Origin of the sequence: Flavobacterium sp. MK4S-17, from assembly GCF_009848495.1 — a bacterium.
GTDB lineage: Bacteria > Bacteroidota > Bacteroidia > Flavobacteriales > Flavobacteriaceae > Flavobacterium.
In genome coordinates this window covers 156,721-169,030 of record NZ_WWEP01000013.1, presented here as the reverse complement: position 1 = coordinate 169,030, position 12,310 = coordinate 156,721, and the positions used below count along the sequence as shown (strand labels likewise).

The 12,310-nt window shown below is 38.9% G+C and carries 10 protein-coding genes; 7 read left to right on the top strand and 3 right to left on the bottom strand.

Features of this window, described 5'->3' with window-relative positions; genetic code table 11:
* Positions 1 to 30: 30 nt before the first annotated feature.
* Positions 31 to 777: an electron transfer flavoprotein subunit beta/FixA family protein gene (locus tag GSF09_RS06785; RefSeq protein WP_159800187.1), complete on the bottom strand. Its 747-nt coding sequence runs from the start codon at positions 775 to 777 to the stop codon at positions 31 to 33.
* Between the two features lie 201 nt (positions 778 to 978).
* Positions 979 to 1,659, bottom strand: a complete 681-nt coding sequence (locus GSF09_RS06780; RefSeq protein WP_159800186.1) for a hypothetical protein — start codon at positions 1,657 to 1,659, stop codon at positions 979 to 981.
* 243 nt (positions 1,660 to 1,902) lie between these two features.
* Between GSF09_RS06780 and GSF09_RS06775 the strand changes: the two genes are divergently transcribed.
* The 6 genes from GSF09_RS06775 to GSF09_RS06750 all read left to right on the top strand — a co-directional run bounded on the left by GSF09_RS06775 (position 1,903) and on the right by GSF09_RS06750 (position 9,966).
* Complete coding sequence (locus GSF09_RS06775) at positions 1,903 to 2,880, top strand: pyruvate dehydrogenase complex E1 component subunit beta (RefSeq protein WP_159800185.1); 978 nt, start codon at positions 1,903 to 1,905, stop codon at positions 2,878 to 2,880.
* Between the two features lie 67 nt (positions 2,881 to 2,947).
* Positions 2,948 to 5,440: a DUF5686 and carboxypeptidase-like regulatory domain-containing protein gene (locus GSF09_RS06770; RefSeq protein ID WP_159800184.1), complete on the top strand. Its 2,493-nt coding sequence runs from the start codon at positions 2,948 to 2,950 to the stop codon at positions 5,438 to 5,440.
* Between the two features lie 31 nt (positions 5,441 to 5,471).
* Positions 5,472 to 6,005 (top strand): hypothetical protein, encoded by a 534-nt coding sequence (locus GSF09_RS06765; RefSeq protein ID WP_159800183.1) that lies wholly within the window; start codon positions 5,472 to 5,474, stop codon positions 6,003 to 6,005.
* 93 nt (positions 6,006 to 6,098) lie between these two features.
* Positions 6,099 to 6,647: a hypothetical protein gene (locus GSF09_RS06760; RefSeq protein WP_159800182.1), complete on the top strand. Its 549-nt coding sequence runs from the start codon at positions 6,099 to 6,101 to the stop codon at positions 6,645 to 6,647.
* Positions 6,648 to 6,856: 209 nt separating this feature from the next.
* Positions 6,857 to 7,387: an inorganic diphosphatase gene (locus tag GSF09_RS06755; protein WP_159800181.1), complete on the top strand. Its 531-nt coding sequence runs from the start codon at positions 6,857 to 6,859 to the stop codon at positions 7,385 to 7,387.
* Between the two features lie 113 nt (positions 7,388 to 7,500).
* A complete protein-coding gene (locus GSF09_RS06750) occupies positions 7,501 to 9,966 on the top strand; it encodes a sodium-translocating pyrophosphatase (protein WP_159800180.1) in 2,466 nt (821 codons plus the stop codon).
* 37 nt (positions 9,967 to 10,003) lie between these two features.
* On the opposite strand, the gene metK is transcribed toward GSF09_RS06750, so the two are convergent.
* On the bottom strand, positions 10,004 to 11,254 hold the full coding sequence (metK, locus tag GSF09_RS06745) for a methionine adenosyltransferase (protein WP_159800179.1): 1,251 nt from the start codon (positions 11,252 to 11,254) through the stop codon (positions 10,004 to 10,006).
* 620 nt (positions 11,255 to 11,874) lie between these two features.
* Here metK and GSF09_RS06740 point away from each other — a divergent pair.
* The gene (locus tag GSF09_RS06740; protein ID WP_159800178.1) at positions 11,875 to 12,306 is read left to right on the top strand and encodes an OsmC family protein; all 432 of its coding nucleotides are present in this window, start codon (positions 11,875 to 11,877) and stop codon (positions 12,304 to 12,306) included.
* Positions 12,307 to 12,310: the final 4 nt, after the last annotated feature.

The window sequence follows — 12,310 nt, the reverse complement described above, 5'->3', positions numbered from 1 at the left end:
AGGTTAAACCGGATTTAGTCAATAAATGAATTAAATAACCTTTGCTTCGTTATGAAGTAGGTTTACAAGTTCATCAAGGTTATCCGGGCTTATCAGTTTCACTGCTGATTTAGGCGCAGGTTTTTCAAATTTAACTGCTTTAGTATTTACTGATGCATCTACAGGCTCAAGTACGGTAAGCTGCTTTTGCCTTGCCATCATAATACCTCTCATGTTAGGTATCCTAAGGTCTTTCTCCTCAACAAGCCCTTTTTGCCCTCCTATAACCAAAGGCAGGTTTGTGCTTAGGGTTTCTTTGCCTCCGTCAATTTCCCTTACAGCTTTTGCTTCACTGCCATTAACATCAAGCTTAATGCATGAGTTTACAAAATCATAATTTAAAAGAGCCGCAAGCATGCCGGGCACCATACCGCCATTATAGTCTAAAGATTCTTTTCCTGCTATAACAAGGTCATATCCTCCATTTTTAACTACTTCGGCAAGCTGTTTTGCTACAAAAAAGCCGTCGGTAGGGTTTGCGTTTACACGAATTGCCTCATCTGCACCTATGGCAAGAGCTTTTCTCAATGTGGCTTCGGCATCGGCCCCACCCACATTAACAACAGTTACATTGGCTCCCTGCTGTTCCTTAAACCATATTGCCCTTGTTAGGCCAAATTCATCATTAGGATTTATTACAAACTGAATACCATTGGTGTCAAACTCACTATCGCCATTGGTAAAGTTAATTTTGGAAGTAGTATCAGGCACGTGGCTGATGCAAACTAATATTTTCATACTTAATAGATTGTAAATTGTTTATTCTGCGTTACGAAAATACTAAATTTATCGGAATAAAAAACTATGCATGCATATTAAATAATATATTTTTAAAAAAGAACCAGAAAAAATGTGTGTGTACTAAAAAAATGTTTGAATAATGGCTTATTATTGCTTAATGTGCATTTTGGCGCAATCTTCCATATTCCAGTTAAATATTTATTTTTTGGAATTTTGATTTTCCATGTACACAAGATATGCTTTTAGCAATTCGCCAATGTTTTCGGCTTTTAATTCTTTATTATCTATGCGTTTTACGAGTTCAGGAATGTCTTTAAAATAGTAAGCGGCACTTTTTCTGAATTTACTTTCCCGCCCCAGCATGTTTTGCGATTCCATGTTGCTGGAGGTTATCATTGTAGGTACCTCTTCATTGGGGCGCAGAAAAGAAATACTGACTGAAGCCAATCCAATATTATTTTTTATAATGAATTGGATTTCCTCTTCCTCATCAATATAATAAACGTCTGCTGTTCGATAACATTTTATGGCAGGGTTGGCAAAAGCCACTAGCGACCAGTATTTTATTGTAGGATTACTCTCCTTTGGATTCTTTTTCGAACCATATATTGACTTTATATTTTTCCATTCAAATAAATACTCTTTACCCGAGTCGGTGTGATAAATTATATATTGAATTATATCGAAATCATATCGAATTAATTTTCCTTTTTCTGATTCTTTAAATTTAATAGCATTATCAAGTAACTGGTTTGAAGGTAACTCGGCATAGCCTTCTTTTACATCACCATCAAGGAATTTTATTTTTGCGCTGTAATATTCATTTGCACTTGCAATAACTGCTGCAAAAAGGAACAAAAGGATAATAATTTTTTTCATGGATTACTTACAAGCTTAGTTAAATTCTTGTTGTGCTAAATATAAATAAATGTCAGTTACAATTTATGTGCAATGCTAACTTTTTGGATATAAATTGTTCAAGAAAAACAGTTTTTTGTACAACTACTTTTCTAAAAGACAGAAAATATCAAATAAAGAGCCGTATAATTGTATTTTTAAGATGTCAAATTATAATTAAATGTTTTATTTTTGCCATTCACTTTTAAAGGAATTAAAATTAAAATGAGAACAATACAATTCAGGGAAGCTGTTTGCGAAGCGATGAGCGAGGAAATGCGCCGCGATGAATCTATATACTTAATGGGTGAAGAGGTTGCCGAATATAACGGTGCTTATAAGGCCTCTAAAGGCATGCTTGACGAATTTGGGCCTAAAAGGGTAATTGATACACCTATTGCGGAGCTTGGATTTGCAGGTATAGCAGTAGGTTCTGCCATGAATGGTAACAGGCCTATTGTGGAGTTCATGACATTTAACTTCTCGCTTGTAGGTATTGACCAGATTATAAATAATGCAGCCAAAATGCGCCAAATGTCGGCTGGGCAATTCAATATCCCTATTGTATTCCGCGGGCCTACGGCTTCGGCAGGGCAGCTTGCGGCAACACACAGCCAGGCTTTTGAAAACTGGTATGCAAATACTCCCGGATTAAAAGTGGTTGTACCGTCTAACCCTTATGATGCAAAAGGATTGCTTAAATCAGCTATCCGCGATAACGACCCGGTTATCTTTATGGAATCGGAACAGATGTATGGTGATAAAGGTGAAGTGCCTGAAGGTGAGTATACTATCCCTCTTGGTGTTGCCGATGTTAAACGCGAGGGTAAAGATGTTACCATAGTTTCTTTCGGTAAAATTTTAAAAGAGGCTTTCCTTGCGGCTGATGAGCTTGAAAAAGAAGGCATAAGCTGCGAGATTATAGATTTAAGGACTATACGCCCTATGGACCATGATACGATACTTAACTCAATTAAAAAAACCAACAGGCTTGTAGTGCTTGAGGAGGCATGGCCATTTGGCAGCATTGCTTCGGAAATTACCTATATAGTGCAGGAAAGGGCTTTTGATTACCTTGATGCACCTATACAAAGGATTACTACTGCCGATACCCCTGCACCATACTCTCCGGCTCTTTTAAAAGAGTGGCTTCCTAATGCAGGTGATGTGGTTAAGGCGGTTAAGAAAGTTATGTATAAGTAATTGAATAATCGACTATATTTGAAACTTCATCATAATATATGGTGAAGTTTTTTGTTTATATGCATATATGAAGCACAAAATACTATTTTACTGGTTTTTCCTGATTTTTTCGGGAGCCGTTTTTTCGCAAACCAAGGTTGGGGGGCTAATAGTGGATGACACAAACCAGCCTATACCTTATGCAAATGTTTATTTTAAGGGCACCAGTGAAGGTGTGATTACCGATGAAAACGGTAAATTTTATCTTGAATCGGATAACACATATAATGAACTGATAATTTCTTTTGTGGGTTTTGCCCCTAAAGAGGTAAAACTGGATAAAGCGGTTAATTATAACCTTAAGATTACCTTAAACGAAGCACAGGAACTAAAAGAAATAGTGCTTTATTCAGGTAAAACATCCAAAAAAAACAATCCTGCTATTGATATACTTCGAAAAATATGGGAAAGGAGGCGTAAAAACGGCCTCCATATGTTTGACCAGTATAAATATGATAAATATGAAAAGGTAGAGTTTGATATGAACAGCATTGACAGTGCCTTTATGGCAAGCAAGCTGTTCCGTGGTATGGAGTTTATATTTAAGCATGTAGATACATCAAGCGTTACAGGGAAAACCTACCTGCCAATATTTATAAATGAAAGCATAGGTAAGGTATATGGCGATAATACCACCAATGATAAAAAGGAAATTATTGAAGCCAATAAAAACTCAGGCTTTAGCAATAACCAGCAGATTATAGCTTTTATTAAAGACCTGTATGCCGAGTATGATATTTATAACAATTACCTGAAGTTTTTTGATAAGGATTTTGTAAGCCCATTATCGCGCACAGGTATTAATGTATATAACTATGTACTTCATGACAGTGCCTATGTAGATAACAAGTGGTGCTACAATATTGTTTTTTACCCCCGTAGAAAGAATGAACTGACTTTTAAAGGGAATTTCTGGGTAAACGATACTACCTATGCCATCAAAAAAATTAGTATGGCGGCAAGCAAAGGTGCTAATATTAACTGGGTGAAGGATATTTATATTGAGCAGGAGTTTGATGTGCTCAATGATTCCGTATTCCTACTGAAGCGCGACCATATGATGTCGGATTTTGCGCTGCGGAAAAAGGAAGAATCAAAAGGTGTATATGGAAAGCGTACTACGCTGTACCGTGATTATGAGTTCAATAAAAAGAAGCCTTCGGAATTTTATACCCAGGAGGTAAATAATTATGATGAGTCCATACATAACAAGCCGGATGAATATTGGGAAGAGAACAGGTTTGAATCGCTGAATAAGGATGAAAAGGGTATTTACAAAATGCTGGACACCTTAAAAACAGTGCCTAAATTTAAACGGATGTACACGCTTGTGGCCACCCTGGGCAGTGGTTATTACCAAATGGGTAATTTTGATTATGGGCCTATTTTCTCCACAGTAGGATATAATGATGTGGAGGGCCTTAGGCTGCGCACCGGCGGGCGTACTTATTTTGGGCAGAATGACCCCTGGCGTATTGAGGGTTATACTGCTTATGGTTTTAAGGATAATAAATTTAAGTATGGCATATCGGGCAAGTGGATGGTTAACGAGAAAAAACGTGTAATACTTTCTGCCGGAAACCGCCGGGATGTTGAGCAGATAGGTGTCAGCCTTACAGCGACCTCTGATGTATTGGGGCGCAGTTTTGCCTCTTCCGCTATTTTTGCCAGCGGCGATAACAGTAAGCTTACAAATGTAAATTTCTCCACTTTTGCTGCAGAAATTGAGCCGGTTAAACACCTGGTATTCCGCACCAGCCTATCCTACCGCACATTAAGGACAGCGTCGCCTAATACTTTTAATATGGATTATTATATAGACCCGAACGACCCCTCAAAGGGGACTGAAGGTGAAATAAACCAGTATGAGTATGGGCTTTTGGTTGATTATACACCCTTCAGGAAAACGGTAGGCTATGGGGTGGAACGTACCGATGTTGATTATAATTATGCAAGGTTATACCTTAATTTTTCACAGGGGATAAAAGATATATTCAACAGCGACTTTAATTACCAGAAGCTGCAGTTTTATTACAGGCAGCCTGTTTTGGTAGGTGGTTTCGGGCGCTTATTTACAACACTTGAAGCCGGAAAGATTTTTGGCGATGTGCCATTGGGGCTTATGGGTATAATACCCGGCAACCAGTCCTATTTTATAATAGAAAACACGTATAACAACATGAACTATTATGAATTTGTGGCCGACGAATATGTTTCGCTGCACCTTGAGCATAATTTTAATGGGAGGCTGTTTTCAAGGGTTCCTTGGCTGCGGGATTTAAATTTAAGGGAAATTGTTGGCATAAAAGGAGTTTATGGCACAGTATCAGAAGATAATATTAAACTGAATGCATCAAGTATAACCTACCGCGCCCCCGAAGATGTTTACTGGGAATATCATGCCGGTATAGGTAATATATTTAAAGTATTCAGGATAGATTTTTCATGGCGTGGTAATTACCTCAATCTGCCCGATGCTAATAAGTTTACGGTTAAAGGTACTTTTGGTTTCTATTTTTAATAACTTTACGCTGCAATCTACTTATGCCTATATGAAAAAGTATCTGTTTATCTTGTTTACCCTTTCCTTACTCTTTATAGCATGTAAAGATACTGCCGGAAAGGCTGGTAATGAAGCAGAGGGTGAAGCAGGTTTGCCTGCTGAAAACTCCTATCTTGAAAAGGCTGTGGGCAAAAATGATAATGGCTCTTACCTTATCACTAATATAGATGTTATAAAGCCGGCTTGGGAAGAAGCACTGCGCAACGAGAATGCAGAAGATAATATAAACAGTTTCCGTATAGTAAAAGGAAAGACTGAAGGAGATTCTGTGTCGGATTATTATATGCTTTTGGCAGAAAGTAAAAGCAGTAAATCAAAAATAGCCTCTCTACTCACCTTAAAGGGCAATACTTTTTATTTTGAAAAAATTGACAGCGTAGAAAATGGACTGGGACGATTTATTATATGTACCGGTGGTTGCGCTGATGGATGCCTCCCTTCCGTTAAAATAGTTTCGGGTAAAAAATATTTATACTGCTCAGCATGCTCTGACTGCACCAAGATTGAAAAGGAAATAAGGTAATCATTTTCATGATTAAATAATTAACATTTCATTGGCGCATCAAAAGCGTTGATTGCTTTACCTTTAGTGGTGTAATCCACTAAAGTAATTGCCATGAAAAAAGCCACTACACTACTAAAAATTTTACCATTACTGCTTTTTGCATTTTTTACTGGTTGTACCAATGAATCGGATACAACTATGAATGCCGAAGAGAGTGCAGTTAATAATGAATCTGAAATTGCATACAGGGGCTCTGTATGGGATGGAGATATAGGCACGGATGAAGGTAATGGGAATTATGTAATTACAGCATCTCCAGAATTACTTTTAAATGATTTAAATGACATTCTCGACAAAGAGGGTAACAGTACCACACTTACAAGTTTGGCTATTGTTAAGAAGAAGGCAACAAACGCAATTGATTATGGTTATATGCTTATAGCTTCGGACAAGTATGAAACTTCCATAGGCGTATGGCTTCATTTAAGCCAGGGTAAATTTTCACTGATAAAAGGTGCTGCCTCTATATCAACATCCTGCAGGGGTTGTGCAAGCGGCTGTAACCTTGAATATCTTTTAATAGACGGGCAGAGAATAGCCTATTGCAATGAAAATGGCTGCTATTATAACTGTACAAAAACAGAGTCAGAATTTTTTTAAAGCTGGCTACTATAGTATGTTTAAAGAGCCTCCATATACTGGAGGCTTTTTATTTTAATGCATAAAGTTGGTCAATACAGGTTAAATTTCTGTAAAACCTGTTCAATAACATATTACATTGATAGGTTTTACACTTGCTATACAGTATTTTTGTGCTACTTTTGCAACCGCTTAAAAACAAAAAATAATTTATTTTTATTTAGAAAAAAATGTCAGCAGCAAGATTAAAAACTTTTGATGTTCTTATTGAAATTCCTAAAGGAAGCAGGAACAAGTATGAATATGATTTTAAATTAAAAAAAATACGCTATGACAGGATGCTTTTCTCATCTATGATGTATCCTGCTGATTATGGCTTTATTCCTGAAACACTTGCACTGGATGGTGATCCGCTTGATGTGCTTGTTTTAGTAACCGAGCCTACTTTTCCCGGGTGTGTTATGGAAGTTAAGCCTATTGGGGTTTTCCACATGGCTGATGAAAAAGGCCCGGATGAAAAAATTGTTTGTGTTCCTGTTAGCGACCCTGTTTGGAATAAATTAAACGACCTTAGCGACCTTAATCCACATCTTTTAAAAGAAATAGAACACTTTTTCCAGGTATATAAAGACCTTGAGCAGAAAAAAGTTGATGTGGAAGGCTGGGGCGATGTTACTGAAGCACGTGAAATTATTGACAAGTGTGTTGACCGTTTTGAATCTTTAGAAAATAAACCTGAAGAACTGTTCAGTATCAGGTAAAAAACTTTGAAATACATAATTCTAAAAAGCAATATTCTTTACAGAGTATTGCTTTTTCTGTTTTGGTTTTTGTTATATTTACAATATATTAACAATCAAACCAAACAATTTATATGGACTCTATAATGATTTATGTGCCGTTAATAATGGCCGTTTTAGGGTTGCTTTTCATGGCAGCTAAAAGATCATGGGTGTTAAAGCAGGATGCCGGGGATGGTAAAATGAAAGAGATTTCAGATTACATATATGAGGGCGCGCTGGCTTTCCTAAAAGCGGAATACCGATTATTAACCTTTTTTGTACTTATAGCCAGTGCGGCACTGGCAGTAATAGCCTACATAGTGCCCACTACCGATTACCTTATTGTGGTTGCATTTATTTTCGGGGCCTTCTTTTCGGCTCTTGCAGGCAACATGGGTATGAAAATAGCTACCAAATCAAATGTGAGGACTACACAGGCAGCACGAAGCAGCCTGCCGCAGGCATTAAAAGTGTCATTTGGCGGTGGTACTGTAATGGGGCTAGGTGTTGCCGGGCTTGCAGTACTAGGCTTAACAGCATTTTTTATACTGTTTTACCATTACTTTATGGAAGGGCAGTGGGCAGCCGCTGCTTACGGAGGGGTGCAGCAAACCCCGCAGCAATTAATGACAATAGTGCTGGAAACACTTGCAGGCTTTTCATTAGGAGCCGAATCTATTGCCTTGTTTGCCCGTGTAGGCGGGGGTATATACACAAAGGCTGCTGACGTAGGAGCCGACCTTGTAGGTAAGGTTGAGGCAGGAATACCGGAAGATGATCCGCGTAACCCAGCCACTATTGCAGATAATGTGGGTGATAACGTGGGTGATGTGGCAGGAATGGGAGCCGACCTTTTCGGGTCTTATGTGGCAACAGTTTTGGCGGCTATGGTATTGGGTAATTATGTATTGCGCGATATTGTAACAGATAATCCTGGCTTTACCGATGCTTTTGGAGGTATAGGGCCAATATTACTGCCGATGGCTATAGCAGGTTTTGGTATATTGTTTTCTATAATAGGCACATTGCTGGTTAGGATTAAGGATAACAATGCAAAAGAAGCACAGGTACAGGGCGCGCTTAATGTGGGCAACTGGGTTTCTATTATTTTAGTGGCGGTTTCAAGTTATTTCCTTGTGCAGTATATGCTGCCTGACACAATGCAGATGGAGTTTTATGGTGAAGGCTCTAAAGAAGTTTCATCGTTAAATGTATTTTGGGCTGCATTGGTAGGATTGTTTGTAGGGGGCATTATATCCTCTGTAACCGAATATTATACTGGTCTGGGCAAAAAGCCAATACTTGCCATTGTTCAAAAATCCAGTACAGGGGCAGGTACTAATATTATTGCGGGCCTGGCTACGGGTATGGTTTCTACCTTTCCAACTATTTTATTGTTTGCAGGTGCAATTTGGGGCTCTTATGCGCTTGCAGGTTTTTATGGCGTTGCACTTGCAGCTTCGGCAATGATGGCAACAACAGCCATGCAGCTTGCCATTGATGCTTTCGGGCCTATATCAGATAACGCAGGAGGTATAGCAGAAATGAGTGAACTACCCAAAGAAGTGCGTACACGTACCGATATATTAGACTCAGTTGGAAATACTACTGCGGCTACAGGAAAAGGCTTTGCTATTGCTTCGGCGGCATTAACCTCTCTTGCATTATTTGCGGCCTATGTAACATTTACAGGCATAGACGGTATCAATATATTCAAGGCTCCAGTGCTTGCCATGCTGTTTATTGGCGGGATGATACCTGTTGTATTTTCTGCTTTGGCAATGAATTCAGTAGGGCGTGCTGCTATGGATATGGTATATGAGGTAAGAAGGCAGTTTAAGGAAATACCTGGTATTATGGAAGGAACCGGAAAGCCGGAATACGGTAAATGTGTTGCTATATCTACAAAGGCAGCTTTAAGGGAGATGATGTTGCCCGGCCTGCTGACCATAGGTTTCCCTATTGCAATAGTTTTACTGGGAATGTTGATTTACCCTGAAGACAACCAGCTTGTAGCCGAAATGCTTGGCGGTTATATGGCTGGGGTAACAGTATCAGGAGTGTTATGGGCTGTTTTTCAGAATAACGCAGGAGGTGCGTGGGATAATGCCAAAAAATCTTTTGAGGCAGGTGTCATGATTAACGGGGAAATGACTTACAAAGGTTCTGATGCACATAAGGCTGCCGTTACGGGCGATACTGTGGGAGACCCTTTTAAAGATACTTCGGGGCCATCTATGAATATACTTATTAAACTTACCTGCCTTATAGGGCTTGTAATTGCGCCGATACTGGGCGGGCATGCCGATGGCGGCGAGCCTGTAAATGTACAGTCGGCAACAGTTATTGAGCAGCCGGTTGTAGTAGGGCAGGAGGAAAGCCAGGAAATATCTGTAGACAGGCAGGTGGATGCAGATGGAAATGTAACGGCAACCGTAACAATTTCCACAAAAACCAGTAAAGAGGAAATAAAAACCGAAGAAAAGGTTTTTGAAGGAACAGATGCCGAAGTAGATAAAAAAATAGAAGAGCTTAAAGCAGAAATGCAGAAGAAATAATAATAAAAAGCCCCGCAGATGCGGGGCTTTTTTATTATTATAATCCGAAAGCTTCTTTTACTTTATCAACATAATCAAGCTTTTCCCATGTAAACAATTCCACTTCAAGTGTTTTTTCTTCACCATTTGGTGCTGAAAACACTTTGGTAACAGTTTCAGGCTTACGGCCCATGTGCCCATAGGCTGCTGTTTCACTATATATTGGGTTGCGGAGTTTTAAGCGTTGTTCTATAAAATAAGGGCGCATGTCAAAAATCTGCTCTACCTTTTTGGCTATTTCACCATCATTAAGTTTCACTTTGGCAGTACCATAGGTATTAATATAAATACCCATTGGTTTGGCTACCCCAATAGCATATGATACCTGCACCAATATTTCATCGGCAACGCCGGCAGCAACAAGGTTTTTGGCAATATGGCGGGTAGCATATGCAGCACTACGGTCAACCTTGCTTGGGTCTTTCCCCGAAAATGCACCGCCACCGTGTGCACCCTTGCCACCATAGGTGTCAACAATAATTTTCCTGCCTGTAAGGCCTGCATCGCCATGTGGGCCGCCAATAACAAATTTACCTGTAGGGTTAATATGGTAATTTATCTTGTCATTAAACAAATGTGCATACTGCGGATTGTTTTTTATAACCCTTGGCACAAGTATTTCTTTAATATCTTTTTCTATTTTGGCAAGCATGGCAGCTTCATCGGCAAAATCATCATGCTGGGTAGAAATAACAATAGCGTCTATACGCACAGGCTTATTATTATCATCATATTCCAGCGTAACCTGGCTTTTGGCATCAGGGCGAAGGTATGTTATTTCTTTATTTTCGCGGCGAAGTGCTGCCAGTTCCTGTAAAAGCTTGTGCGACAGGTTTAGTGCCAGAGGCATGTATTCCTCGGTTTCATTAGTGGCATAGCCAAACATCATTCCCTGGTCGCCTGCTCCCTGTTCCTCTTTTGTTTTACGGTCAACTCCCTGGTTAATATCCTGTGATTGCTCATGTATGGCAGATAGTACACCGCAGGAATTAGCGTCAAACATATATTCGCTCTTGGTATAGCCTATTTTCTTTATTACATCGCGTGCAATTTGCTGTACATCAAGATAAGTTTTAGATTTTACCTCACCTGCAAGTATTACCTGCCCTGTAGTTACAAGGGTTTCACAGGCCACTTTTGAATCGGGGTCAAAAGCAAGGAAGTTATCAATCAGTGCATCTGAAATCTGGTCAGCAATTTTATCAGGGTGCCCCTCACTTACTGACTCTGACGTAAATAAATATGCCATAGTACTACTATTTAAATTTAAGGGAGGTAGTAAATGTTATGCAACCAAAGCGAAGTATTCCTGCTTTAGCATTTTTTAATGAGGTTGCAATCAGTACAAATCTTTCCTCCTTTTTGATTTTACTTGTGCAAATGTATAAAACCATTTAGTAATAAAAAAAATGTTTAATACTAATTTATTTCCTGTTTAAATGCAGGGAAAACGATTGAGTGTTAAAATTGAAAAAATGTGTTGCGTATTTCAAAAATAGTTCTGAAGTTTGTTACTCAAAATAACACGAAATGAATTTTATTATTTGCCAATATCGTCATACAACCATGTGGAAGCCATCTGCAGGGACTGATATTGCCATATTTTAAAAGTAAATATATAAGCATAAGAAAGCCCCTGCAAAACAAAGCAGGGGCTTTTTTGTTCACAGTAACTATAAAGGATATTATGAACATTTATACACATACACAATATATGCAGCGCACATGTTATACATGGATGCACCGCTATTGCTATTGTTGCCAAAAGACATGACTTAATCTTTAGTTTTATAATTCAGATACGGGTCCTTTTGGCAAAAACCAAAAGGGCCTTTTTTATTTAAGTAAATCATCAAAAAAACGGACATTATGAATACACAATCAATTAATGTACTTGGGTACACCGGAAATAACAGCCAGTTTGTGGTTAAAACTTTAAATACCGATTTAAGGATAAGCCAGAATGCAAAATTTCCTGAACTGGAAGGGCCAAATCCCTACGAATACCTGCTTGCAGGCTTTGCAGGATGCATCAATGCGCTGGGGCAGCTTGTGGCTGCCGAACAGGGAATTGAATTAAAATCGCTGCAGATTGAAATAACAGGCAGTATTGGCAGTTTAGGGCAGCAAAGGCCGGGATTCAGTAAAATAGAAATTACTCTTAAGCCTGCCGCATCGGCAAAGCCGGAAGTGCTGCAAAAATGGCTGAATGAGGTACAGTTGAGGAGCCCGGTTTATAATACTTTGGTAAATAATACTCCTGTAAATGTATTGCTGCACAAGCAGTACAGTTACAATTAAAAAA

Excerpts from the sequence above, each read along its gene's own strand:
- GSF09_RS06785 (WP_159800187.1), bottom strand. The coding sequence starts at position 777 with ATGAAAATATTAGTTTGCATCAGCCACGTGCCTGATACTACTTCCAAA.
- GSF09_RS06780 (WP_159800186.1), bottom strand. The coding sequence starts at position 1,659 with ATGAAAAAAATTATTATCCTTTTGTTCCTTTTTGCAGCAGTTATTGCA.
- GSF09_RS06775 (WP_159800185.1), top strand. The coding sequence starts at position 1,903 with ATGAGAACAATACAATTCAGGGAAGCTGTTTGCGAAGCGATGAGCGAG.
- GSF09_RS06770 (WP_159800184.1), top strand. The coding sequence starts at position 2,948 with ATGAAGCACAAAATACTATTTTACTGGTTTTTCCTGATTTTTTCGGGA.
- GSF09_RS06765 (WP_159800183.1), top strand. The coding sequence starts at position 5,472 with ATGAAAAAGTATCTGTTTATCTTGTTTACCCTTTCCTTACTCTTTATA.
- GSF09_RS06760 (WP_159800182.1), top strand. The coding sequence starts at position 6,099 with ATGAAAAAAGCCACTACACTACTAAAAATTTTACCATTACTGCTTTTT.
- GSF09_RS06755 (WP_159800181.1), top strand. The coding sequence starts at position 6,857 with ATGTCAGCAGCAAGATTAAAAACTTTTGATGTTCTTATTGAAATTCCT.
- GSF09_RS06750 (WP_159800180.1), top strand. The coding sequence starts at position 7,501 with ATGGACTCTATAATGATTTATGTGCCGTTAATAATGGCCGTTTTAGGG.
- metK (WP_159800179.1), bottom strand. The coding sequence starts at position 11,254 with ATGGCATATTTATTTACGTCAGAGTCAGTAAGTGAGGGGCACCCTGAT.
- GSF09_RS06740 (WP_159800178.1), top strand. The coding sequence starts at position 11,875 with ATGAATACACAATCAATTAATGTACTTGGGTACACCGGAAATAACAGC.